Here is a 23,006-nt window from a genome sequence, read left to right as displayed (position 1 = left end):
CATGCATCGCCCTCTTCGTTCCGTACTCTTTGCGCCTCTGAAAGCCTGAGTCGATGGTCCTGTAATCGATTGGCTTATTCAGTCATCCGAATAGAGGTACTACCCTTGAGTAACGAAACATCTTTTCCTTTATCACGACTCGCCACTGCAATTAAGGTAATGGCGGTCATGCCGTTTTCCCTGGTCGCCACACAAGCCTTGGCTGTGGATATTCATCCCGGTCAGAATGTGGTTATCGATGAGAGCTCGCAGCGTGACCGCTATAAAGTCACCGATGCTACGTTGATCGCCAATGGCGCGGATATGGTGAGCGTTACTGCTTACGGCTCGACGTTCAACATGACCGGTGGGCAAGTGAAAACGACCCTCGACGGTGAGGTGGGTGTTGCCCTTTACGGCAGCCAGGCCAACATTGACGGGGCTTATATTTCCAGTGCCGGCGGCGCCGGCATGATTGTGGGTTCCCTGAGCACTCAAGGCTCCAGTGTCCAGGTCAGCAACAGCTTTATTGAAGGCGCAACCGACGGCATCCTGCTCAACGGTTCCAGCACCTTGACGCTGGACCGCACCAATGTCTATGGCGGCAAGACGGGGTTGTCGTCGTATGACGGTCAACTGACGGCCAACAACAGCCTCATCGTCGGGGGCACCAACGGCATTGTGGCCTACCGCCTGCCGACTCAGGACAACCCCTCCGTATTGACCCTCAACAACACCGACGTGGTGGGTGAAACGGGCGCGGCGATCCTGGTGGACTACCCGGGAGGGACCCAGATCAACGTCGCTAACGGCTCTACCCTGGTGGGCGGCAACGGCAATATGCTGGAGCTGACCAACGGCGGCTCCGCTGACATGCGCGTCAGTAGCACGGCCCTCAGCGGCAACATTCAAGTCGGCACGGCGAGCGTGCTGGACTTGAGCCTGGACCGCGCGATCATGAATGGCGACGTGATCAACAACGGCGGCACGGCCAGCGTTGGCCTCGACAACGGCTCGATCCTTACCGGCCGCCTGGAGAGTGTCGATAAGCTGGCCATCAACAATGACGCGACGTGGGTGATGGTCGACAACCAGCAACTGGGCGACCTGTCTTTGAGCGGCGGTAACGTCAAGTTCGGTGACCCCGGTACGTTCTACCAACTGGATGTGGACAACCTGTCGGGCAATGGCACCTTCCACATGAGTGCGGATTTCTCCACGTTGACCGGCGACTTCCTCAACGTTACCGGTACTTCGTCGGGTGACCACAAGCTGTTGATCTCCAGCAGCGGCGCCGACCCATTGCGCGATGACCGTCTGCATGTGGTGCATACCGCCGATGGCGGCGCGAGGTTCAGCCTGTTGGGCGATCGTGTGGATGTGGGCACCTATTCCTACAGCCTGATCGATGATAACGAGAGCAAGGACTGGTACCTCGACCCGGACAGCAAAATCATCAGCCCGAGCACCAACTCCGTGCTGGCGTTGTTCAACGCCGCGCCGACCGTGTTGCTGGGCGAGATGACTACCCTGCGCACCCGTATGGGCGAGTTGCGCTTCAGCGACGGCAAATCCGCAGGCCTGTGGACCCGCGCCTATGGCAACAAATACGAGGTGTCCAACGACACGACCGGCCTGGGCTACAACCAGACACAACGTGGTTTCACCCTGGGTGCCGATGTACCGGTAGAGGGGGGCGATGGCCAGTGGTTGATCGGTGCCATGGCCGGTCACAGCAGCTCGGACCTGGACCTGAACCTAGGCAGCAGTGCCACCATTAACAGCTACTACGTCGGCGGCTACGCCACTTGGATGGATGCCGAGAGCGGCTTCTACTTCGACGGTGTGCTCAAGTTCAACCGCCTGCACAACGAGTCCAAGGTGGCTATGAGCGACGGCAAGAAAGCCAAGGGCAATTACACGCAAAACGCGGTAGGTGCATCGGCGGAAGTCGGCCGGCACATCAAGCTGGACGATGATTTCTTCGTCGAGCCTTACGGCAAGGTGGACGCGGTGATTACTCAGGCCCAGAGCTACACGCTGGACAATGGCCTGGATGCCAAGGGTGATCGTTCGAGCACGGTGATTGCCGAATTGGGCACCACGGTTGGGCGCAATATCCAGCTGGAAAGCGGCAGTGTGCTGCAACCGTACTTGAAGGCTGCGGTAGCCCATGAGTTCGACCAGAGCAACAAGGTGTTCGTTAACGATAATGCCTTCAACAACGACCTGTCCGGCTCGCGCTTCAAGGTCGGCGCGGGTGTGGCGATGTCGGTATCGCAGAACCTGAAGCTGCATGCGGACATGGAGCACAGCGTCGGCAAGAATATCAAGCAGCCTTATGGGGTGAACGTGGGGTTGCGGTACGATTTCTAAGTCGGTGAATCCAGGGTTTGGTGGCAGTTCAAACTGTACCGGTAATAGAAAATGCCCCCGCTCGAAAGAACGGGGGCATTTTTTATGGCTTAAAGGCTGACGATAATGACATTGTTGTTTCCGGAATTGGCAACGTACGCCACCCCGCCATCAGAGCTGATAACAATTTCTTTTGGACGATCCAGCGGGTGGGTGGTGGTATTGATTTCTCCAGTGATGAGTCGGGTTGTTGTATCGATGATTTTTATCGAGTTGTCTGCCTGCAGGCACATATAGGCTTTATCCCCCGCTGGCGCAAATGCTATTCCCCAAGGCTGGTGAAGGCTCTCGATCTTCTTGATAAGAGAGGGCGGGGTGGTCGTTGCTGAAAGTATATTGAGGGTGCCATTGGTAGGCGTCGAACCATAGGTTGTCACGTAGAGGACTTCTTCAGTAGGGCTGTAGGCAATACCTTTGGATTCTGTAGATCCATTGTGATAACTGCCTAAAAGCGTGCCGTTAGATTGATTGAACTCACTTACATAGTAACCCGTTGTGTAAAGTCGACTGCCAGAGCGGTTAGTTGTAATCGCATTTGCATAATAGTAGCTGCCGTAGAGATATTTCACGGATGTGTTAGTTGATGTTTCGATTTCTTGTGTAAAAGGGTAGTAGTCATTGCCTACATATAGGCGTGAGCCTGTAGGGTTCAGGCGCATTGCTGAACAAGAAGTATATCCACTAATAGTTTTGGTGGTCTGGAAGTTCTCAGTCTCAATGACAAGCGTCGAAGCCGTTTCAACGGTGACATACAAGGTTTGGTCGTTCGGATGAATGGCTATGCCGCGAGGTGCCGTTGCAAGCGAGATCGTGTGTGTCACTTCACGTGTAGCGGTATCGATGACAGATACCGTTTTACTGCCAAAGTTGGCCACATAGAGTGTCGAATCGTCAGAACTCAGCGCGAGGTGGTTGGGCGTGTTGCCCACCGCGATTGCCCCTTCAACCACTCCCGATGCCTTCTTCACCCTGTACGCCGGCGAAAGTGTCAACGGCGTGGCCGAAAACTTGTACCCGGTGCCATCCAGCGACACCAGCGCCTGGGCTCTGAGCGTGTCACCTTCATGCAGGCTTCGCAGGTAAGTGGCCGGTATTGGTGCCCGGATACGTTTGTCCGTGAACTCCCCGTCGCTGACCGGCACTGCGATCCGTAAGTCCAGATTACTGCTGCTGAGCAGGTCGATCCAAACCGCCTGGCCCTGGCGCATGAACGGCCATCCTTGTACCAGCACGGTATAGGGCTTGCCAGTTTCCACCTGGTTGCCCACCGCTTCTGGAATGGTCACCAGGTCCAGTTCCTGCGGCGCCAATGCTTCGATTTTCAGCGTCAGGTCATCGGACTTGCTGGTCTGGCCGATTTCAATCAGGTTGTAAAACACCGTGCATTCCCCACCCAGGTACATGCCGACAAAGTCGTTGGGCACGGTAAAGCTGGTGTAGTTTCCGCCGGGTTCGGGCCGTGCCGGTTTAATCGGGATATCCGGCGAGCCGCCCCCCGTTTTGCTGATGATGTACACCTTGATATCCGCACTCGGTGGAAGCGTGTCAGTGATCACGCGGATGGTCACGATTTCTGGACGCGGCGGCAGGACGTGCAGTGGGTTGAGCGTGGCGATATCGGTGCCTGTCACCGTGGCCTCGACGACTGTCGGTGCGCGCAGCAGCAGTCTGGACCCGACCCCCATGTTCACCGGCTGCGAGAAGCGCGTCAGTGTGTTATCGCGTTCGCGGGTGTAGTAGATGCGCATGCTCTGGCCCAGGTTGGGCGTAATGAAGCGGCGTTCAAGTGTGAAGGGCAGGTCGCGGCCGACCCAGAAACTTTGGATGGGGAAGCGTTTCGGCGGTTGGGTACCGCCGGGGGCAGTGCCTTCGCAGTGCAGTACGACGGTATCGCCTACGTGGAAGTCGGGATTGCTCTTGACCAGGATCTGGGCATCGTCGAGTGACACGGCCGGGTCGAATTGATACAGCGGTGGGGGCGCTTCTTCTACCAGAGGTTCGGGCAACGAGGCGACCGGGCTGCCGACGTTGTACGTCGCATCCAGCGAGGTGCGGCTGCCCTCGGCGTTGGTTACCTTATAGAGGACCCGCAACGTGCCCCCTTCGAGTTTGGCGATGTCGCCGTTGGGGCCGTTGTTGAGTCGGAACAGGATAGCGCCGGTGCCCGCCGGCTTGTCGATTTCCCTGTAGTAGCGACTGCCATTGGCGTAGGTGCCGTCGAGGATCAGGGTAATCAGGTCGAACGGATCTCGACCGTCATATGCCAGCACTTCGACGTTGACAGCCAGCAGTTGTGGGTCGATCACATCCCCATTGGCTTCGATGACGATGGGCGCACGTAGGTCGGTTTCGATGGGCGTACCGATCACCTGCACGATGCTGCTTTCGGATGGCCGGTTCGGCACGCCGCTGCGCACGCGTTCGTAGGACAGCTGGAAGCGTCCTCCGATCAGCTTGCGCAAGTCTTCGTTAGGGCAAGGGATGATGACAAAGCTGGGAGCTGTCAGGGGCGGGGAATCATACGTGGTGATAATGAGGTTTCCGCTGACCGTACGACCCACGACGGTGGCTCGCACGATGTCACCGGTCATGAAGTTCGGAGACGGAGTGGATACGAAGATGCTCGCATTCGCGCCATTGAGTCCATCGTGGTTGAGCGTGCCCGCGGGTGCTTCCAGGACAAACGCCGCCGGCAGCAAGGGCTCGGCGCCATCGTTGAGACGGACATTGAGCAACTGTGGCGGCGACCATCCTTGAGAGGCGTTGCCCACTTCATCGATGACCTCGTATTCGCACACATGCGAACCGCTGCCGACTTGCTGCCAGAACCCGTAATAAAGTGTGACGGTGATATCGCCACGGCCAGCCGCCTGGGCGTCGGAGAGGGGCGGAATGGGTGCAAATGCCCCGCCAATGCTCAGGCGAATACGGTCGCGTGTTGCGCGGTAAGTGTTGGCGGGCTGGCCGTCATCGACCGGGTAGAACCTGAATGTAACGGGCACGCCGTGCTGCGCATCGGCATCGGTCACGCCGAAATCAACGATTGCCTGTGGAAATACCGGCATGGGCAGGTTTTCATTCTGCAGGGTGCTGGCAATGGGATTACGGCCAGCAGGCGGGACGGTATCGACCTTCAATCTTAACCGAGTGGTTTCTTCGGAGCCCCCTCCAGTGAATGTGGCCCTCATGAACACCGGGGTGACCGTGCCGTCGGTCAGACGTGAACGACGGATATAGAGCGGAATTGCCCGGCCTTTTGCGACATCATCACTGGTCACGTTGTAGATAGCGGCCGGCACGACCGTGTCAACGCAAAACAACTCGATGAAATCGCCATCAGCCATATCCAGGTAAGGCAAGAGGATGCATAGCAGGCCCGCCTCACGGTGTACTTCCAGTGCCGCTTTGTTGATGCCGCCATCAAAGCCTTGAACACCGGATGTCAGCCCCGGAATGTAAAGGGGCAGGCTGGAAAACGGCACCCTGGCGAAGTCTGCCGGGGTCAGCACGTCTTGAGTTGACTGGGGGGGCGCGAAGTATTGGGGGAGCAGGCGTTGGGGGGCGGACAGGCCCACATCCAGCTCGTCTTCATCGTCGGCATTCGGAGGTGCTGGAGTCACGGCAGGAAGGTGGGCGGATTGCAGATCGGTACTAAGATCAATATCAAGACTCATGATAGCTAATCCTTTGTCATGCACGAGGGATACGACTGGAATGTCGATTGCGCATTCGTCGTTTCAGCAACTTAGCGCCGCCCCAGGCAGCGTGGATAGCTGTGAGAAATGACAGTGCCGACCAATGGTCAGTGGCCCGGAACGGGCCCTTGATAGAGAAGGGTTATGGCTGCCGGTTCCAGTGCCGGAAGAGTGGCTCCGCCAGGAACAGCACAAACAACAAGCGCATTACCTGCATCGCCGTCACCAACGGCACTGACAGTTGCAGGGTCTCGGCCGTGAGGCTCATCTCGGCAATCCCGCCGGGCATCATGCCCAGGGTCAGCGAGCGCAGGTCCAGATGGGTGAGAGCGCTCAAGCCCACTGCCGCCAACGTTGCCAGCGCCATGGTCAAGGCCGTGCCGATCAAGGTGCGCCCCATGAACGACGGCGCTCGACGGAAGAACTGCCGATTGAAGTGGCAGCCCAACCCGCTGCCGATCAACCATTGGCCGATCTGGCTGCCACCGTCGGGCAGGCCGATATGCAGGTCCCACACCACGCTGGCCGTGGCACTGACCAGCAATGGGCCGAACAACCACGGGTTAGGCTGATGCAAGCGCTGCCAGCCCCAGGCCACCAGAGCACCGACTGGAAACAGCACCGCCAGCCACGCCCAACTTACCGGCGCCGGATGAAACTGCGGCGCACCGCCGTCCAGCAAATACTTGAAGATCGCCGGCACACACAGCACCACCACCAGCACGCGCAAACTCTGCCCGGCCGCCACGCGGCTGAGCACCGCGCCATTGCGTGCGCCGAGGTTGACCATCTCCCCGGAACCGCCCGGCATGCTGGAGAAAAACGCCGTGGCGCGGTCTTCACCACTGCGGCGCATCAACCACACGCCCACCACGCTCGACAGGCTGGTGACCAGCGCACCAAAGAAAATCAGGCCGAAGTGGCTCATTACCTGCTCGATCACCACCGGGGTGAAATGCAGGCCGATGCCGATGCCCACCACCCATTGGCCGCATTTGCGCCCGCCGGGAATCTCCGCCAATTGCCACGGCGTGAGGCAACGCACGAGGATAATCGCCAGCAATGAGCCGACCATGTACGGCAAAGGCCAGCCGACCAGGCTGGCCAGGTAACCGCCGGCCAGACCGACCAGCGGTGTTCCCCACCAATGTTTAAAGGTGACCTCAGACATCGGCCACGGCACGACGCTGTTGGGCACGTTTACGCCAGATACGCAGCAACGGTACAAACAGCATGATGGCGGTCAGCACCCAGACGCCAAAAGTGATCGGGCTCGACCACAGGATTTCCAGCGCACCGTTGGAGATCGACAGCGCGCGGCGCAGGTTTTGCTCCATCAGGCCGCCGAGGATAAAGCCCAGCAGCACCGGCGACAGCGGGAAGTCCAGCTTGCGCAGGATGTAGCCGAAGATACCGATACCGACCATCAGGAACAGGTCGAAGGTGGTGGCGTGGACCGCGTACACACCGATCGCGGTGATGATCGCGATCACCGGCACCAGCGCCCAGTTCGGCACGGCGAGGATGCGCGTGAAGATGCGGATCATCGGGATGTTGAGGATCACCAGCATGATGTTGGCGACAAACAACGAGGCGATCAGGCCCCACACTAGGTCAGGTTGCTGTTGGAACAGCAGCGGGCCGGGGGTGATGTTGTACAGCGACAGGGCGCCGATCATCACGGCGGTGGTGCCCGAACCGGGAACGCCGAGGGTCAGCATCGGCACCAGGGCACCGCAGGCGGACGCGCCGATCGCGGTTTCCGGTGCAGCCAGGCCGCGCATGTCGCCCTTGCCGAATTTGCCGCTGGCACCGGCCAGGCGTTTCTCGGTCATGTAGGCCACGGCCGAGGCCAAGGTGGCGCCCGCGCCGGGCAGCACGCCCATGATGAAACCAAGCAGGCCGCAACGGATGTTCACCACGAACACCGAACCTGCTTCCTTCAGGTTGAACATCATCCGCCCGGTGGCTTTCACCGCTTCCTGGCCACGGTGGGTTTTTTCCAGCAGCAACAGGATCTCGCTGATGGAGAACAAGCCCAGCACCAACACCACAAACTGGATGCCGTCGGTGAGGTGGATGTTATCGCCGGTAAAACGGTACACGCCGCTGTTGGCGTCGATGCCCACGGCCGAAAGGAACAGGCCGATCAGCGCCGCCACGAAGGTCTTCAGCGGCTTGTCACCGGCCATGCCGCCCAGGCAGACAATCGCGAACACCATCAGCACGAAGTATTCCGCCGGGCCGAAGGCAATCGCCCATTTGGCCAGCAGCGGCGCAAACAGCACCATGCCGCAGGTGGCGATAAACGCGCCGATGAACGAACTCCACGCGGACAACGACAGCGCCACACCGGCCAGGCCTTTGCGGGCCATCGGGTAGCCGTCGAGGGTGGTCATCACGGTGGAGGCTTCGCCCGGGATGTTCAGCAGGATCGAGCTGATACGGCCGCCGTATTCGCAGCCCAGGTACACGGCCGCCAGCAGGATCAGCGCCGATTCCGGTGGCAGGCCCAGGGCGAATGCGATGGGGATCAACAGCGCCACGCCATTGATCGGGCCCAGGCCCGGCAACAGGCCGACCACAGTGCCGATCAGGGTGCCGCACAGGGCGGTCACCAGGTTGTAGGGGGACAGTGCAACGCCGAAGCCCTGGCCCAAATAGCCGAAAGTATCCATATCAGTTCTCCAGAACGTCGAGCAGGCCGAGGGGCAGCGGAACATCCATGGCTTTATCGAACAGCAGATAAAGACCGATGGCCATCAGGCTGACGATCACCACGCTGGGCACCCAGCGGCCGCCATACAGGCGCGCCATGGGGATGCCGATCAGCATGCTGCTGAGAATGAAACCGAGCGGTTCGAAGGTGGCGGCAAACACGATCAACAGCGCCACGCAGATGCAGATCTTGACCAGCGTGGCGCGGTCCAGCGCGGGTTCTTCTTCAGTATGTTTGGTCGGCTGCGGGCGGATCAGCATATAGATCAGCGCCAGGCTCATCAGCCCGAGCATCAGCAGTGGGTAGGCCCGAGGCCCCACCGGCTCGTAGGAAAAAGCCGCCTGATACGGCCAGGCCATCAGTGCCAGGCCGGCACAGGCCAGCAACAGCACTGCGGCAAAAATGCGTTGTAAGAGCATGTAGAACTCCTGGGCCACACCCGCTGTGGAGGAGGGCGTGGCCGCGCAAGGAAGAAGGGGCGATTACTGGATCAGGCCGAACTCTTTGGCCAGCACTTTGTAGTCAGCCACCTGTTTCTTCACGTAGGTGTCCAGCTCCGGGCCGGTCATGGCGAACGGGAACAGCTCGCGCTGGTCACGCAGCTTGGCGAAATCCTCGGAAGCCAGCAGTTTGTCGAAGGCCTCCTTCCACCAGGCGTAGTCGGCATCGCTGACTTTTGGCCCGAGGTAGAAGCCACGCACCACCGGCCAGACGATGTCGTAGCCTTGCTCTTTGGCGGTCGGAATATTCTTCATTTCCGGTTCGTCCAGGCGCTCCTCGGAGAACACCGCCAGCAGGCGCATGTCGCCGCTGAGGATGTGCGGCATGGAGTCGGAGATGTCGGTACTGCCGACCTGGATATGCCCACCGAGCAGGGCGGTTGCGATTTCACCGCCGCCTTCGAGCGCCACATAGCGCAGTTCGCGTGGGTTGATCCCGGCGGCCTTGGCGATCAGCGCGGTTTGCATCCAGTCCTGGCTGCCGACGGTGCCGCCGGAACCGATCACTACGCTGCCCGGATCTTTCTTCAGGGCTTTAACCAGGTCGTCGAGGGTCTTGTAGGGCGAATCTGCTTTAACGGCGATGGCGCCGTAGCTGGTGCCGACTGCGGCCAACCAGCGTACGGCGCTCTCATCGAAGCGCCCGAACTTGCCCTGGGCCAGGTTCAACAGCGAACCGCTGGACCAGGCCACCAACGTACCGCCGTCCGCAGGACGCTGGGCCACCACCGCGTTGTAGGCCACCGCGCCCACGCCGCCCGGCATGTAGGTCACGCGCATCGGCTTGCTGAGCAGCTTCTCGTTGACCAGCGCGCTTTGCGCCAGCTTGCAGGTCAGGTCAAAACCGCCGCCAGGGGAGGCCGGGGCGATGCATTCCGGGCGCTTGGGTTCGTCGGCGGCCAGCAGGTGGCCGGCGAACAGCATGCAGCCGGCGGCGAGGGCAAATTTACGCAGTGAAGGGGTCATGGTGATCTCCGTCGTTGTTGTTATGAGTGGCTTACCAGGCACTACTTACCAGAGCGCAACGCTGTAGCTGACCAGCAGGCGCATTTCATCCGCATCACGGGCTGAATAGTTGGAGCGGTACGTGGCATTGCGCAGGCGTACGGCGACATCCTTGAATGTGCCGCTTTGCACCACGTACTTGATCTCGCTGTTGCGCTCCCATTCCTTGCCGGTGTCGCCGTTCCTGAGCTTGATATTGTCACCCGACAGGTAACGGCTCATGAAACTCAGGCCGGGAATGCCCAGCTTGGTGAAGTCGTAGTCGTAGCGCGCCTGCCAGGAGCGCTCTTCGGCGCCGGCAAAGTCGTTGATCTGCACGAAGTTGACCAGGTACGGGTCGCTGCCATCCACATAGGGAAAGGCGCTGTCGCCGGACATATGCTGGTAGCCGGCGCTGAGCTTATGGCCATTGAGGGCATAGCTGAACAGGCCGTTGAGGGAGGTGTTGTCGATCTTGCCGCCACGGGCTGCGCCTGTGTCATCGCTGAGCGCCAGGCGCAGGTCGGTGGCGAAGGTGCCGGGGCCCATCGGACGCGCGGCGACCAGGCCGAGGAAGTGCTGGCGATACACGTCATCGAGCTGGGCAAAGTGGTAGCTGCCGGTGATCTTGTCGGCGAACTTGTAGTCGACGCCGCCGAAGTTGAAATGCTTGCCGGTGGCACCGCTGAGGAAGCGGCTGTTCTTGTTGTTGAGGGCGATGTCTTCGTAGTTGCTGTCGTCGCGGTCCTTGGCTTTGTCGAGACGGCCACCGGTGAAGACCAGGTTCTTGAATTCCTTGGAGGTGATCAGGCCACCGTTGAAGGTCTGCGGCAGGATGCGGCCGTCGTTGGGCTTGAGGACCGGCAGCTCGGGCATCAGCGAACCGATCTTCAGCTCGGTGGCGGAAATCTTCACTTTGCCGGTCAGGCCCAGCTTGGAGTACTCGTTGGCGGCGCGGCCATCGTCGTGGGTGGGCAGCAGGCCGGTGCCGGTGCGGTCGGGGCTGGAGTCGAGCTTGACCCCGAGCATGCCCAGTGCATCCACGCCAAAGCCGACGGTGCCGTCGGTGTAGCCCGATTGCAGGTTGAGCATGAAGCCCTGGGCCCATTCGTCGCGCTTGGATTGCTGCGCGCTGGTGCCGTCGCGAAAGTCGCGGTTGAAGTACATGTTGCGGGTTTCCAGGGTCGCGCTACTGTCTTCGAAGAAGGCAGCCTGGCCAAGCGGCGAAAAGCCGGCAAGGGCAGCGGCACTGGCAAAGGCGGTGTGGGTCAGGCGGGAAATACGAACAGGCGGGCAAGCCTGGGGCTGTGTCGACAGCATCGTGGTGCACTCCGTTATTGTTCTTATTTTGGCGAAAACGCTTCGAGGCGTTTTTCGGGCGCGACCCATCAGGTCGCTCGGCAGGCAGTACCTACCGTGGCTTGATGCTAAAGGGCGAAGCTTTCACTAACCTTTCAGCGGTCTTTCAATGTTTTCAGGCTTCACAGGGCAGTCGGCGCCTGTAAACTGCCCGGCAAAGCGTGGCGCCGACCACGTCCGAATAAGGTGGAAATCCATGCGTGTCCTTCTGGTTGAAGACCATCTGCAACTCGCCGAAAGCGTCGCCCAAGCGCTCAAGAGCACGGGTTTGACCGTTGACGTATTGCATGACGGCGTGGCCGCCGACCTGGCCTTGAGCAGTGAGGATTACGCGGTGGCCATCCTGGATGTGGGCCTGCCCCGCATGGACGGTTTCGAGGTGCTGGCGCGCTTGCGGGCGCGTGGGAAAAACCTGCCGGTGCTGATGCTGACCGCGCGCAGCGATGTGAAGGACCGCGTGCATGGCCTGAACCTCGGCGCTGATGACTACCTGGCCAAACCGTTCGAACTGACCGAACTGGAAGCGCGGGTCAAGGCGCTGCTGCGCCGCAGTGTGTTGGGCGGCGAGCGCCAGCAGGCCTGCGGTGTGCTGGTCTATGACCTCGACACCCGCCGTTTCACCGTGGGCGGCGAGCTGATGACGTTGACCTCCCGCGAGCAAGCCGTGCTCGAAGCGCTGATCGCCCGACCAGGCCGGGTGATGAGCAAGGAGCAACTGGCTTCCCAGGTGTTCGGCCTGGACGAAGAGGCCAGCCCCGACGCCATCGAAATCTACGTGCACCGCCTGCGCAAGAAGCTCGATGGCCACCCCATCGCCATCGTGACGTTCCGCGGTCTCGGCTACCTGCTAGAAGCCCGCGATGCATAAGCCCAGCAGCCTGCGCTGGCGCCTGCTGTGGAACCTGGCGCTGCTGCTGGTGCTGTTGATGCTCGCCAGTGGCATGAGTGCCTACTGGAACGGCCGCGAGGCGGCCGACACCGCCTATGACCGCACGTTGCTGGCCTCGGCGCGTACCATCGCCGCCGGCCTGACCCAAGTGGACGGGACTCTCAGCGCCAACGTGCCCTATGTCGCCCTGGACACCTTTGCCTACGACAGCGCCGGGCGCATCTATTACCAGGTCAATGACATTGATCAGAAGCTGATTTCCGGCTACGAAAACCTCCCCGGCCCGCCCCCCGGCACACCGCGCACCGACGATTACCCGGCGCTGGCGCGTTTCTACAACGCCAAGTACCAAGGCCAGGAAGTGCGGGTGGTCAGCCTGCTCAAGGCGGTCTCCGAACCGAACATGAACGGCATGGCGGAAATCCGCGTGGCCGAAACCGATGAAGCACGCGTGAGCATGGCCCGCAGCCTGATGGCCGACACCTTGCTGCGCCTGGGCATGCTCGCCATCGGCGCCTTGTTGCTGGTGTGGTTCGCCGTCAGCGCCGCCTTGCGCCCGCTGGAGCGCCTGCGCACGGCGGTGGAAGAGCGCCAGCCCGACGACTTGCGGCCGTTGCCGCTGGTGGAGGTGCAGCATGAGTTCGGCCCGCTGGTGCGTTCCCTCAACCACTTTACCGAACGCCTGCGCGGCCAGTTCGAGCGTCAGGCGCAGTTTATTGCCGATGCATCCCATGAACTGCGTACCCCGTTGGCGGCGCTCAAGGCGCGCCTGGAACTGGGCCTGCGCGCCGAAGACCCCGCGACCTGGCGCAGTACCCTGGAAACCGCGGCCCAAGGCACCGATCGGTTGACCCACCTGGCCAATCAGTTGCTGTCCCTGGCGCGCATCGAAAACGGTGCCCGGGCGATTGCCGAAGGTGGCGCGCAGTTGCTCGACCTCAGCCAATTGGCCCGTGAACTGGGCATGGCCATGGCGCCGTTGGCCCATGCGCGCGGCGTGGCACTGGCGCTGGAGGCGGATGAACCGGTGTGGTTGCGCGGCGAGCCGACGCTGCTCAACGAGCTGTTGAGCAACCTGGTGGACAACGCCCTGGCGCACACGCCGCCGGGTGGCAATGTGATCCTGCGGGTGACGGCGCCGGCGGTACTGGAAGTCGAGGATGACGGCCCCGGTATTCCGCTGGATGAGCGCGACCGGGTGTTCGAGCGCTTCTACCGCCGCAGCCAGCAAGGCATGGGCTCAGGCCTGGGGCTGGCGATCGTCGGCGAAATCTGTCGCGCGCATCTGGCGCAAATCAGCCTGCATGACGGCGAGCAGGCGGGGTTGAAGGTACGGGTGAGTTTTATCGCGGGTTGATCAATCGAACATCGCGCGCGCTTCATCCAGCTCTGCGCGCAGCTTCTCGCTGTAAGGGTCTACGCGCAGTTTCTTCATGGCGGGCACGCTGGACACGTCCACCTTTGCCAGGGGGTGGTCGGTGCCGTGATGGCAATACAGCACGGCAATCTGCACTACGTCGATGTAGTCGAGGCTGGCTGAGTCGCGTTCCAGGTTCAGGTACTGGCCCGGCAGTTTCGCCAGCATTTCCGGGAAGTCCCAGCCACTCAGCAACTTGTCGCCCAGCACCGGGTGGATGCTGTCGATCACGTGGTTGAGGCTGACCGGGTCTGACAGCAGCTCATAGTGGTCTTCGGCGTAGGTCAGGATCGGCAGCACGCCGATCTGATGCACCAGGCCGCCCAGCGCTGCCTGGTCCGGCTTGAGCTGGCTGTGGTTGCGGCACAGGGCGTAGCTGACGCCCGCCACTTCCAGGCTGCGGCGCCACACATCGCGCATTTTCTGTTCGACCACCTCGGAACGGGCGTGGAAGATCTGCTCCATCACCAGGCCGATGGCCAGGTTGCTGCTGTAGTTGGTGCCCAGCCGGGTGATGGCGGTGTGCAGGTCGGTGACTTCCTGGGTGGCGCGCAACAACGGGCTGTTGACCACTTTGATCAGGCGCGCCGACAACGCAGTGTCGCGGCCGATCACTTTACTCAAGTGGCTGATGCTGATTTCCGGGTCTTCAGCGGCCTGACGGATGTTTAGGGCCACTTCCGGCAATGTCGGCAGAACCAGGTCATCGTTGTCGATGGCCTTAACCAACGCCTGTTGGATTTTTTCCGCCAGTTTGCTCATTCATGCTCTCTAGGGTGTTGCAGAAAAATACGGCGACTAACGCTGGATCTCACGATCGCGGTCAAGCGTGTAAGGCAGGTCAAGCAACTGCAAACCGGGGCCTTCCAGCGTGCCTAAGTGCACATCGCCACTATCGGCAGCTTCGGCTTGCAATACCGCCAGAAGTTCAATCGCCTGGTCAGCTTTTGCTGCAATCACCACTTCGCCGATCGCACTGTTGTGGCTGGGGGAAAACAGCGGGGTGCCTGGCTCGGGCATTTCAGCCGCGTTCAGGCTCAAGCGGTACAGGCGACGCTTGAGTTTGCCCAGGTACTGCATGCGCGCGACGATTTCCTGGCCGGTGTAGCAGCCTTTCTTGAAGCTGACGCCGCCCACGGCCTGCAGGTTGAGCATCTGCGGGATGAACAGTTCGCGGGTCTGGGGCATGACCTGGCCGATACCGGCGCGGATCTGGCCCAGCAGCCAGTTATTCAAATCGGTTTGTGTCAGCTGTGCGGCCAATTGGCTGCGTACGCTGTCGGCTTGCCCGGCAGGTACCCAGAGTTCGGCGCGGGCGGGGGAGACGCGGATGGCGATCAGGTGTTCGGTACGGGCAACGCTGTCCGTCTCGGCAGGCAGCTCAAGGCCAAGGCCGGTCAGCGCCTGATCGCCATCGATCACACCGAAACGCACCCAGGCGGCGCTTTCGTCGGTGAGCTTGGACTTGGAGAACACCGCGTATTTCTTCAGGTCCGCCAGTTGCGGTTCGAGCAGCTCGGTGGCCATGGCCAGGAGTACGCCGTCGCCCTGCAACAGGATACGGAAGCTCGACTGCATGCGGCCTTTTTGTGTGCAGCGCGCACCGAGGCTGGCCTGGGTGTCGCTCAGGTAATTGAGGTTGCAGGTGAGTTGTCCCTGCAGGAACTTGGCAGCGTCGGAGCCGCGGACGGCGAGAACGCCTTCGTGGGATAGGGGGCAGAAGAAAGCAGAGTCAGCCATGGGTCATCGCAGGTCAAAAAGTCATGGGTGCATCATAGAGGGGCGCTCGGCAAATGGATAGTTTACGTATGGGGCGACCAAAGCCGACTGTTCCGGTGCCGTCGGGCCTGTATACTTGCGCTCTATTTGAGGAGCGCTCCATGGTCGAAGATGTAGAAATCAATCGCCTCTACTGGCACAGCCGTCGTGGCATGCTTGAGCTTGATGTGTTGCTGGTGCCTTTTACCAAAGAGGTATACGCGACGCTCAATAAGGAAGATCGCGATCTCTACGTCAGGCTGCTGACTTGCGAAGATCAGGACATGTTCGGTTGGTTCATGGAGCGCGCAGAGTCCGAAGACCCTGAGCTGCAGCGCATGGTCCGGATGATCCTGGATCGTGTCCAGCCCAAGTAATCGATTCGAATGCCGCTGGCAGGCCTCACGGCTGTTGCTGGCGGCGTATCTCCTTGCCCAGCTGTTCGCGCTGGGTGCGCTGTTGTTTCTCGATCTGCACTATTCAAGCCTCGGCATGCTGTTGTGCCTGGCTCACGCCGGGTGGGTGTTGCCGCGTCATATCCTGCTGACTCACCGTTCATCGATTCGTGGCCTGCGTCGCGATGAAGATGGCTGGCAGTTATTCAGCAGGGAGCGCGGTTGGCATAGCGTGCAACTGCGCCCCGACAGCGTGGCGTTGCCGCTGATTGTCGTGTTGCGCTATCGCGTGCAGGGCGAGTGGTGGGTGCGTTCGGTCTGCGTGCCGACGGATTCGCAGGCCGCCGATGTACACCGGCGCCTGCGGGTTCGCTTGAAGTTCAGCCGCCGTAGGTGGTTGGCACCAGAATAGTGTCGCGGGCCTCGGGCAGCATCTGCGGGTAGTCGAGGGTGTAATGCAGGCCCCGGCTCTCTTTGCGTTCCATGGCCGAGCGGATCATCAACTCCGCGACTTGGGCCAGGTTGCGCAGTTCGATCAGGTCACGGCTGACCTTGTAGTTGCTGTAGAACTCGACCCTTTGAGGCTAAACCCAATGGATACAGGGGTTTCAGCCGATGACCGTCAACCACCGCTCCCCAAGTGGGACAAACCTGTTACAAACTGCGCTCGCCAAGCCGTACCACTATCGCCGGTCTGGTCGCTATTACCTTCGCCTTCGCCCTCAAGGAACCGTTAAGGGCTTCTTCACGCTGTCACTCAGGACTACCGACAAGGCCACCGCAATGACCATCTCCGACGACATCCTATCGACTCTGAAGGCCTATCATTTGGACAACCCAGAAGCGCCATGGGATGAACTTCGTGAGCGCCTTATAGACATCGCTGAGTACAACCTGACGATGGCACACGGTGACAGTTCACTGGTCGCTTACGAGATGATCAACGATGAGCATCACTTGGCGCTCCGTAAGGCGTCCGCACAGTTGCCCCTGAGCATCAATCAGCAACGAGCAGTCAGTAAGGCCCTTGAGATCCTTGAGGCCTCTCAGGAGCGTATGCGGGGCCGGTCGGGGAAACTGGTCGAGATCGTTAAGGACCTCAATGGCGAATCTTGTAGCACGTCTGTGGCCCTCTCCCTGCCCTTATCTGTAAGTGCTCTTTCGGGTCTGACATTCAAGGCCCTTTCTGGGCTCTACATGGCGGAACGTAAAGACAGCATTCAGGTCAGCACCATGCGGGACGTGAAGTCATCGTGCGAGGCTATCGGCACGATCCTTGGCGACTTGGACATGAAGACCCACACACGGGAGGACATGAAGAACCTTCGGGACAAGCTCCTTGAGGACCGTAAGCCTTCGACGGTTAAGAAGCAGCTGACCCGGCTATCGACTGTCATGGATTGGGCTGTGAATAACGGCTACCTCGACAAGAGTTTTGATAAGGGTCTGAAGCCAACGAAAGGCGCTGACAGCTCGCGCGAGGCGCTCTCTCAGGATCAGGTAAAGGCCCTGATGGCTCACGCTAATTCACTACCAGTGGACGCTTGGCAGCGCTGGGCATTGTCCCTCGGGGTGATCACTGGGACCCGTATTGAGGAACTCAGGCAGTTGACCAAGGCTGACGTTAAACAGGTCGGCAGCGTGTGGGTCATCGACATCAATAGGAATGATGGCAAAACAGCTAAGACCAAGAATGCTCTCCGTGTTGTGCCACTGACTGATGGTGCCTACGGCTTCGATCTTCAGGCGTTCCTTGAGTTCGTCAGAAAGGCAGACTCCCGGCTATTCACACTTGGCGCCGGTCAGTTCTCGAACGTGCTCAATGGGGCCCTTAGGGAGGTCCTGACGTTGAACGCTGATCGGACCCAGACCTTCCATTCGTTGCGTCACTCGCTGGCCGGTGCCTTGAAGGCCGCTGAGGTGCCTGTGGGGACCGCTGAGTCCATCTTGGGGCACGCTTCGGGGTCTATCAGTTATGACCTGTATGGGGCTGGGAGCGCCGTTGAGGTGGGACGTATGGCTGAGGCGCTCGTTAGGACTTTCTCAGACGTCTGAACCCACGACTTCTTGGTCTATGCTTGGGATGTTCAGCCTAACTTAGGCACAGTTCAGGGCTTGTATATGATCGTTATAGAGCATTGCGGCAGCATTAGTGAAGGGTATAGCTGAAGCGTTGAGATATGTGCAGAAATGTGGTTGATTTTTCAATAAAAGGAGATTGTCTCGTGAGTGTGAAGGGCGGCTACAGTGATAAATACAAAACATATTTAGACTCTGCTATGAAGTATGATCAGTTCATAGCGGCTGCGCTTTTGGCGTCAAGTGCCTATCTTGCGCAGACTATAAAATTCGCTCCGTTGAAGTATGATTTCATCACTCTGCAATTGATAAGTCTGCTGCTTGTGTCGTTTAGCACTTTCTGTGCTTTTCAGCGAATGGATCGAACAGTCAAGGTTATCCGCTTTGAGATACTTCGGGATATAAATGAGGGGGCAGCACGTGCGAATGCAGAGCGTTGGGCGAAAAGTTACGTGAGTGCGACCAATAGGTATGCGAAGGGCAGAAATATTTTAATGCTTGCAGGCGGCTTATGCTTTTTAGTGTCAAAAATTTGGGGCGGCTATGTACAGGTGGGAGTCGTCGCTGGGGCCTGAACGTAACCTATCGCCTTTTGATGGCAGGTTATCGTTTCGTCTTTAGGTTTTGCACGTTAGCGGCACGTTCGGCGAAGATTTAAAAACACCCACAATAAGGAGAGGACACGTTCCCTCCGCACAAGATGCCGTAAGGTCACCTCCAAGGTGGCCCTCTGCGGGTAAGGCGTATCCGGTCAGTGGCTAATACCCAGACCGATACGGCCACCAAGCGCAGCCCTAACGGGATCTGCGGGTCCAGCATCGAGGACCACTGTAGCGATTCTGTCTGTTCACCTCGTGTGAGTAGACCCTTGATAGGTTTGGGCCTCCTATCACTGATCGCACGGTTAGAGGGGCCTTTTATGATTCACGGACCGAGTTGGTTTGTGGACCCATATAAAGGCTCTTAAGGTTTATATAAAGAAGCTTAAAGGGACTTAGAGTGTTAATTCTTATAAGATTAATCTATTAAAGAATAATACTTTAAGTTCTAATTGAGTAACTTTAGGTTCACCTTGTGCGCGGGTCTACTGCCCTGCAAATTTGCATAGCTCCGATGGTCTCCACAGACCGTGACCAATCCGGCCATCCAGTCACAATTGAGACGAATTTAAAAACACCCACAATAACCAGATGACCCACACCACGGCCACCTGCGACGGCGATCACACGCCACTCCCGTAAACTCCAAGTCTTTCTGAATGCTTCCTTTGCCACTTGCCGATGCCCGTTGTGGGGCCTTGGAGGTTGGCCGGTGGATGTGACTCAGGGAGCATTCAAAAGGAAAACACAACTATGAACATCGACAACCAAGCCGATTTGCTGCCCATTGTTATCGATGGTCAAACCTTCAAGCCGAATGAAGATGGAATGTGGGATCTAAACGAGATCGCCAAGGCCTTGAATGTTCGGGAGCCGGGTCAGTGGCGTAATGCTGTACAAACTGCCCTGATCAAAGATGCAAATTTGCATGTCTCCCACGGTAACGGGACCCTCGCTACAGAAGAGGGCGCAATTGCCTACGCCATGTGGGTTTCGACTGATTTTTATCTGATGGTCATCCGTGCGTTCATCGCCATGCGTAACAGTGCCGTCCGTGAACTGCGCCATAAAGATGCCCTCTTGGACGCCAACATGCCCAAGGCTACGACACTCGACCTTAAGGCCCGTGGCGCTGGTCTTACATGGACCGAGGCATGCCGTGTAGCAGGCATTCAGCACCCCGCTTTGGCCCTTAAGTACCTGCATGCGTGCAAGCGTTTCGTGCGTGCCGTGGATAGCTTCGGTACGCCTGACGGCCCTGTGCGACCTCCTAAGAAAGCTTTCGACCTCGGACACTTCGTGGTCGTATCGAGCGACTTCGGGAACCGTGAAGGCTGGAGGGTCAAGCCCGGTGGCCTCGATTGGCTGGTTTGCAACACAGAGACTATCAACACCGGAGTAGCTGACGGCAACCGCCGCAAGGCTCAGGCCAAGAAGGCAGCTCAGGCCTCTCGTGTTGACCGCTGGGGTCGTGTGACCAAGGAGGCGATCTAATGAGCCGCAACGAGCCCAACACGAACTTCGCCATGTCCTGCGCCCAGCGCACCCGACTGGTTCGCACTCTGTCCATGATGCTTGCGGGTCATCCCCTTGAGGTCCGTCAAGCTACCGCTGAGCGCCACCGTAAGGCACACCAAGCACGCAAGAACCGTCGACCTGCAAGTCGGGCATGGTGGAACGCTAAACAGACTGAGAGCGCCGCACTGGAGCAGCACGACCCGGCCACCCTTGAGCTGATGAAGCGCTATGACCTTCTCTGAACAGCTCAACGCTTTCTTCACGACCCCAGCAAGCCGAACCAAACTGGTCACCCTTCGCACCATCTGGCGAGACCGTGACGCCCGTGAACGTATCGTCCGCAAGGGTGAGCAGGGCGTTGACGTAGTGGCCCTTTGCGGCCTCCTTAAGCTGGCCCATCCCGGCCTACTGGTTCTCGTGAAGCAGTTCACCCAGACCACCACACTGCATCTCGATGCGGTCCTGATGGTACCCATGCGAATCCCGCTGACCCGATCACCGATCACCGTAGTAACCCCGCTTCACCCATAGCCGTCCGCCATCGGCACCAAGATCACACCCGCCAAGCTGTAGACCCGTGATCGCGAACAACCTACCCAAAACCCAGAAGATATTGATCATGACCTTGAGAGGCCCGTGCGGCTACTCCTTGCCATCTGGTCACGTTGCCTCTATGCGGCAAGGCCATGAATCAATGTCTCTATATAGGAGACACACAACCATGAATCTGAATATCCAAAACGTTACCCCTGAGACTGTGGAAATCCAAGGTCAATCCGTCAACCGTGCTTACGCCGAGGGCGTCATGCTGACCATGTTGGTCGCTACCGCTGGTAAGAACGAACCAAACATCGCTTCCATTGGTCGCCAATACGCTGAAGCTGGTCTGAGCCTCGAAGGTAGCCCTGCTGCCTATGCCGCGTACATTCGTGCGGATAAAGCCGCTGCTGCGGAACGAACCAAGCAAGAAGCAGCCGCTAAGGCCCACGCTGAGCGCTTCGCTTCGTACAACCAAACGGCCCTCGAAGTCGCCCGTAAGGCAGCCGCGCGCCGAGCCCGTGACGAAAAGTACCGTTCCATGGGTGCCGCTATCCGTTCGGCCAATGGTCGTTCGTCGTGGTCCTCTGGCGACTTCGAATAAACCAACCTTGTGATTCCCTTGGTGATGCTGGCCCTTGCTGGCGTCTCCTTGAACCCTTTCCGTTAAAACCTCAGGAGAACCTAAATGACTACCCGTACCCCCAATTCCTTCAAGAACACCGATCACCGTGAACACACTGACCGTCCACAAGCAGTGACCTCTTACGAGCAGGCTGTATGGGGCAATGGCGGTGACCTGCGCTTCAATACACAGGCTTCCACCTCTGCAAGTGCCCCTGATGCAAGCGCCGTAGCTCAGGCCGTTGTTAAAGGCATCGACGAATTCTTCAATGGCGGCGAATGGCACCAACGCGCTATCGACGCTATCCCTTGTGAGTTCCGTCCGCGTGGCACCGAGCCGACCCCTGTGCAACTGGTCAATATGGTCAACCGCAACATCGAATTCGACCCACGCCAGTCGATTTATGATCACTCGCTGGTGACTGAAGGCGAGGCCGTAGCTGGTGACTTCATCTTCACCGAGCCGACCAATACCGCTGCATTCTTCTCGCACCGCTTCACCCTGTTGGATGCTCATGTGGTCGCTGGTTTCACCGGCAACGGCATGGAACAGATGATGGACAAGATGCTGGCCGACTTCGAGAAGGCTTGCGGTTCGACCATTGTGGACATCCTGATCAAGTCCCCAAGCACTGAGGCCAAAGAGGTCACCATTGCGGGCACTTCGCCGCGCGACCGTGCTGAGGACTGGATCGACGCCTTGACTCTGAGCATCAACCAATCGGTTGGTAACTCCTTGAGCGACTTCGTGTTGCTGATGCACATGACCGAACAAGCTGTTCTTGAACGTGCCGCCCAACGTGCTGGTGTGGATGACGTTGAGGACCTGTTGGGTTGCCGTACTCAGTTCTACTCGGGCACTAACCGTGGCGTATTCATGCTGCCTAAAGGCTTTGCCTCGCTGTCGTTCCGTGAAGGCAATTACGGTGACGTGTGGTCGATCCATGCTACCCGTAACGCTGGCATCCAAGGTTGGGACATCGAGATCACCGGCATTGCTGACGTGATGGCTCAGGCCAAGGTCAAGCTCAAGCTGGCAAACCCAGTGGACCCTACTGAGAAACTTCAGACTGAGGTCGTGAGCTTCCCACTGATCACCCGTGTGGTCGCCAAGCCGTAATACCCGCTGTAACCATGGGGCCCTTCACGGGCCTTGTGGGCTGACCTGAGCGTCTATCCACGCGGTGGACCTTCAGTTGAGCCCATTCCGTATCACGTTCCTACGCGCAAAGCGCAGGGCAGGGCAATGACCCACATTCAAACTCACATTCCACGCAGGAGCCCGCTATGGACGCCAAGAAACCATGGTTGGCCGTCCTTAAGGCCCTGTTGACCTCAAAGGCGACGTGGAAACTGATAGGCACCGTAGCGGTCCTTTACGGTGCAGCCTATGGCGAGCTGATCGCTGAGCTGATCGGTGAGGTCGTAGCAGATACGTTAGGGGCCCTTTGAGAATCTGACACAAATTTCCCTGAGACCACCTGTCATAGCTAACCTGCGCGCTTACCCCCCGTAGGCCCTCGCACGCTCGCTCAGGCG

Annotated in this window: 21 protein-coding genes and 1 pseudogene; 13 read left to right on the top strand and 9 right to left on the bottom strand. The window is 59.2% G+C overall.

Annotation, left to right across the window (positions count from 1 at the left end):
* Nucleotides 1-168: 168 nt before the first annotated feature.
* Nucleotides 169-2,355 (top strand): autotransporter outer membrane beta-barrel domain-containing protein, encoded by a 2,187-nt coding sequence (locus tag HCF10_RS23395; protein ID WP_167656503.1) that lies wholly within the window; start codon nt 169-171, stop codon nt 2,353-2,355.
* Nucleotides 2,356-2,444: 89 nt separating this feature from the next.
* Here HCF10_RS23395 and HCF10_RS23390 read toward each other — a convergent pair whose 3' ends face one another.
* From HCF10_RS23390 to HCF10_RS23365, 6 genes are all read right to left on the bottom strand, one after another.
* Complete coding sequence (locus tag HCF10_RS23390) at nt 2,445-6,068, bottom strand: YncE family protein (protein ID WP_167656502.1); 3,624 nt, start codon at nt 6,066-6,068, stop codon at nt 2,445-2,447.
* A 163-nt stretch (nt 6,069-6,231) separates the two neighbouring features.
* The gene (locus HCF10_RS23385; RefSeq protein ID WP_167656536.1) at nt 6,232-7,260 is read right to left on the bottom strand and encodes an AbrB family transcriptional regulator; all 1,029 of its coding nucleotides are present in this window, start codon (nt 7,258-7,260) and stop codon (nt 6,232-6,234) included.
* On the bottom strand, nt 7,253-8,767 hold the full coding sequence (locus HCF10_RS23380; protein WP_131697121.1) for a tripartite tricarboxylate transporter permease: 1,515 nt from the start codon (nt 8,765-8,767) through the stop codon (nt 7,253-7,255). The genes HCF10_RS23385 and HCF10_RS23380 overlap by 8 nt, the downstream gene beginning before the upstream one ends.
* A 1-nt stretch (nt 8,768) precedes the next feature.
* On the bottom strand, nt 8,769-9,227 hold the full coding sequence (locus HCF10_RS23375) for a tripartite tricarboxylate transporter TctB family protein (protein ID WP_131697120.1): 459 nt from the start codon (nt 9,225-9,227) through the stop codon (nt 8,769-8,771).
* 63 nt (nt 9,228-9,290) lie between these two features.
* Nucleotides 9,291-10,274 carry a Bug family tripartite tricarboxylate transporter substrate binding protein gene (locus tag HCF10_RS23370; RefSeq protein WP_131697119.1) on the bottom strand — a complete coding sequence of 328 codons (984 nt, stop codon included), beginning with the start codon at nt 10,272-10,274 and terminating at the stop codon, nt 9,291-9,293.
* Between the two features lie 45 nt (nt 10,275-10,319).
* Nucleotides 10,320-11,612, bottom strand: a complete 1,293-nt coding sequence (locus HCF10_RS23365) for an OprD family porin (RefSeq protein ID WP_167656501.1) — start codon at nt 11,610-11,612, stop codon at nt 10,320-10,322.
* 235 nt (nt 11,613-11,847) lie between these two features.
* Here HCF10_RS23365 and HCF10_RS23360 point away from each other — a divergent pair, with 235 nt between their 5' ends.
* Together HCF10_RS23360 and HCF10_RS23355 are read left to right on the top strand one after the other, a co-directional pair.
* Nucleotides 11,848-12,519, top strand: a complete 672-nt coding sequence (locus HCF10_RS23360) for a response regulator (protein WP_131697117.1) — start codon at nt 11,848-11,850, stop codon at nt 12,517-12,519.
* A complete protein-coding gene (locus tag HCF10_RS23355) occupies nt 12,512-13,897 on the top strand; it encodes a sensor histidine kinase (RefSeq protein ID WP_131697116.1) in 1,386 nt (461 codons plus the stop codon). The genes HCF10_RS23360 and HCF10_RS23355 overlap by 8 nt, the downstream gene beginning before the upstream one ends.
* On the opposite strand, the gene HCF10_RS23350 is transcribed toward HCF10_RS23355, so the two are convergent.
* Nucleotides 13,898-14,719, bottom strand: a complete 822-nt coding sequence (locus HCF10_RS23350; protein ID WP_131697115.1) for an HDOD domain-containing protein — start codon at nt 14,717-14,719, stop codon at nt 13,898-13,900.
* Nucleotides 14,720-14,755: 36 nt separating this feature from the next.
* Nucleotides 14,756-15,697, bottom strand: coding sequence for a CAF17-like 4Fe-4S cluster assembly/insertion protein YgfZ (gene ygfZ, locus HCF10_RS23345; RefSeq protein ID WP_131697114.1), 942 nt, complete (start codon nt 15,695-15,697; stop codon nt 14,756-14,758).
* 140 nt (nt 15,698-15,837) lie between these two features.
* Here ygfZ and HCF10_RS23340 point away from each other — a divergent pair, with 140 nt between their 5' ends.
* Both HCF10_RS23340 and HCF10_RS23335 read left to right on the top strand, forming a co-directional pair.
* Nucleotides 15,838-16,092 (top strand): FAD assembly factor SdhE, encoded by a 255-nt coding sequence (locus tag HCF10_RS23340; RefSeq protein ID WP_027604321.1) that lies wholly within the window; start codon nt 15,838-15,840, stop codon nt 16,090-16,092.
* A complete protein-coding gene (locus tag HCF10_RS23335) occupies nt 16,076-16,522 on the top strand; it encodes a protein YgfX (RefSeq protein ID WP_131697113.1) in 447 nt (148 codons plus the stop codon). Before HCF10_RS23340 ends, HCF10_RS23335 begins: the two co-directional genes overlap by 17 nt.
* Here HCF10_RS23335 and HCF10_RS23330 read toward each other — a convergent pair.
* Nucleotides 16,491-16,682 (bottom strand): annotated as a pseudogene (locus HCF10_RS23330) (L-aspartate oxidase); the annotation flags it as partial. The gene HCF10_RS23335 and the pseudogene HCF10_RS23330 overlap by 32 nt on opposite strands.
* Before the next feature lie 43 nt (nt 16,683-16,725).
* Between HCF10_RS23330 and HCF10_RS23325 the strand changes: the two are divergent.
* The 8 genes from HCF10_RS23325 to HCF10_RS23290 all read left to right on the top strand — a co-directional run bounded on the left by HCF10_RS23325 (nt 16,726) and on the right by HCF10_RS23290 (nt 22,919).
* A complete protein-coding gene (locus tag HCF10_RS23325; RefSeq protein ID WP_167656500.1) occupies nt 16,726-18,165 on the top strand; it encodes a tyrosine-type recombinase/integrase in 1,440 nt (479 codons plus the stop codon).
* A 170-nt stretch (nt 18,166-18,335) separates the two neighbouring features.
* Nucleotides 18,336-18,764, top strand: a complete 429-nt coding sequence (locus HCF10_RS23320; RefSeq protein ID WP_167656499.1) for a hypothetical protein — start codon at nt 18,336-18,338, stop codon at nt 18,762-18,764.
* A 777-nt stretch (nt 18,765-19,541) separates the two neighbouring features.
* Nucleotides 19,542-20,282 (top strand): hypothetical protein, encoded by a 741-nt coding sequence (locus HCF10_RS23315; protein WP_167656498.1) that lies wholly within the window; start codon nt 19,542-19,544, stop codon nt 20,280-20,282.
* Complete coding sequence (locus tag HCF10_RS23310) at nt 20,282-20,548, top strand: hypothetical protein (protein WP_167656497.1); 267 nt, start codon at nt 20,282-20,284, stop codon at nt 20,546-20,548. The genes HCF10_RS23315 and HCF10_RS23310 overlap by 1 nt, the downstream gene beginning before the upstream one ends.
* On the top strand, nt 20,535-20,837 hold the full coding sequence (locus HCF10_RS23305; RefSeq protein WP_167656496.1) for a hypothetical protein: 303 nt from the start codon (nt 20,535-20,537) through the stop codon (nt 20,835-20,837). Before HCF10_RS23310 ends, HCF10_RS23305 begins: the two co-directional genes overlap by 14 nt.
* A gap of 190 nt (nt 20,838-21,027) precedes the next feature.
* Nucleotides 21,028-21,447, top strand: a complete 420-nt coding sequence (locus tag HCF10_RS23300; protein WP_167656495.1) for a hypothetical protein — start codon at nt 21,028-21,030, stop codon at nt 21,445-21,447.
* A gap of 84 nt (nt 21,448-21,531) precedes the next feature.
* A complete protein-coding gene (locus tag HCF10_RS23295; RefSeq protein ID WP_167656494.1) occupies nt 21,532-22,587 on the top strand; it encodes a hypothetical protein in 1,056 nt (351 codons plus the stop codon).
* 167 nt (nt 22,588-22,754) lie between these two features.
* Nucleotides 22,755-22,919 carry a hypothetical protein gene (locus tag HCF10_RS23290; RefSeq protein WP_167656493.1) on the top strand — a complete coding sequence of 55 codons (165 nt, stop codon included), beginning with the start codon at nt 22,755-22,757 and terminating at the stop codon, nt 22,917-22,919.
* Nucleotides 22,920-23,006 lie beyond the last annotated feature (87 nt).

It is taken from the genome of Pseudomonas sp. B14(2022) (genome assembly GCF_012030485.1).
Classification (GTDB): domain Bacteria; phylum Pseudomonadota; class Gammaproteobacteria; order Pseudomonadales; family Pseudomonadaceae; genus Aquipseudomonas.
This window is presented reverse-complemented; position numbering and strand designations above follow the sequence as displayed.

What these genes read in the sequence shown, in the direction of transcription:
- HCF10_RS23395 (WP_167656503.1), top strand. Translation starts at nt 169, where the DNA reads ATGCCGTTTTCCCTGGTCGCCACACAAGCCTTGGCTGTGGATATTCAT.
- HCF10_RS23390 (WP_167656502.1), bottom strand. Translation starts at nt 6,068, where the DNA reads ATGAGTCTTGATATTGATCTTAGTACCGATCTGCAATCCGCCCACCTT.
- HCF10_RS23385 (WP_167656536.1), bottom strand. Translation starts at nt 7,260, where the DNA reads ATGTCTGAGGTCACCTTTAAACATTGGTGGGGAACACCGCTGGTCGGT.
- HCF10_RS23380 (WP_131697121.1), bottom strand. Translation starts at nt 8,767, where the DNA reads ATGGATACTTTCGGCTATTTGGGCCAGGGCTTCGGCGTTGCACTGTCC.
- HCF10_RS23375 (WP_131697120.1), bottom strand. Translation starts at nt 9,227, where the DNA reads ATGCTCTTACAACGCATTTTTGCCGCAGTGCTGTTGCTGGCCTGTGCC.
- HCF10_RS23370 (WP_131697119.1), bottom strand. Translation starts at nt 10,274, where the DNA reads ATGACCCCTTCACTGCGTAAATTTGCCCTCGCCGCCGGCTGCATGCTG.
- HCF10_RS23365 (WP_167656501.1), bottom strand. Translation starts at nt 11,612, where the DNA reads ATGCTGTCGACACAGCCCCAGGCTTGCCCGCCTGTTCGTATTTCCCGC.
- HCF10_RS23360 (WP_131697117.1), top strand. Translation starts at nt 11,848, where the DNA reads ATGCGTGTCCTTCTGGTTGAAGACCATCTGCAACTCGCCGAAAGCGTC.
- HCF10_RS23355 (WP_131697116.1), top strand. Translation starts at nt 12,512, where the DNA reads ATGCATAAGCCCAGCAGCCTGCGCTGGCGCCTGCTGTGGAACCTGGCG.
- HCF10_RS23350 (WP_131697115.1), bottom strand. Translation starts at nt 14,719, where the DNA reads ATGAGCAAACTGGCGGAAAAAATCCAACAGGCGTTGGTTAAGGCCATC.
- ygfZ (WP_131697114.1), bottom strand. Translation starts at nt 15,697, where the DNA reads ATGGCTGACTCTGCTTTCTTCTGCCCCCTATCCCACGAAGGCGTTCTC.
- HCF10_RS23340 (WP_027604321.1), top strand. Translation starts at nt 15,838, where the DNA reads ATGGTCGAAGATGTAGAAATCAATCGCCTCTACTGGCACAGCCGTCGT.
- HCF10_RS23325 (WP_167656500.1), top strand. Translation starts at nt 16,726, where the DNA reads ATGACCGTCAACCACCGCTCCCCAAGTGGGACAAACCTGTTACAAACT.
- HCF10_RS23315 (WP_167656498.1), top strand. Translation starts at nt 19,542, where the DNA reads ATGAACATCGACAACCAAGCCGATTTGCTGCCCATTGTTATCGATGGT.
- HCF10_RS23310 (WP_167656497.1), top strand. Translation starts at nt 20,282, where the DNA reads ATGAGCCGCAACGAGCCCAACACGAACTTCGCCATGTCCTGCGCCCAG.
- HCF10_RS23305 (WP_167656496.1), top strand. Translation starts at nt 20,535, where the DNA reads ATGACCTTCTCTGAACAGCTCAACGCTTTCTTCACGACCCCAGCAAGC.
- HCF10_RS23300 (WP_167656495.1), top strand. Translation starts at nt 21,028, where the DNA reads ATGAATCTGAATATCCAAAACGTTACCCCTGAGACTGTGGAAATCCAA.
- HCF10_RS23295 (WP_167656494.1), top strand. Translation starts at nt 21,532, where the DNA reads ATGACTACCCGTACCCCCAATTCCTTCAAGAACACCGATCACCGTGAA.
- HCF10_RS23290 (WP_167656493.1), top strand. Translation starts at nt 22,755, where the DNA reads ATGGACGCCAAGAAACCATGGTTGGCCGTCCTTAAGGCCCTGTTGACC.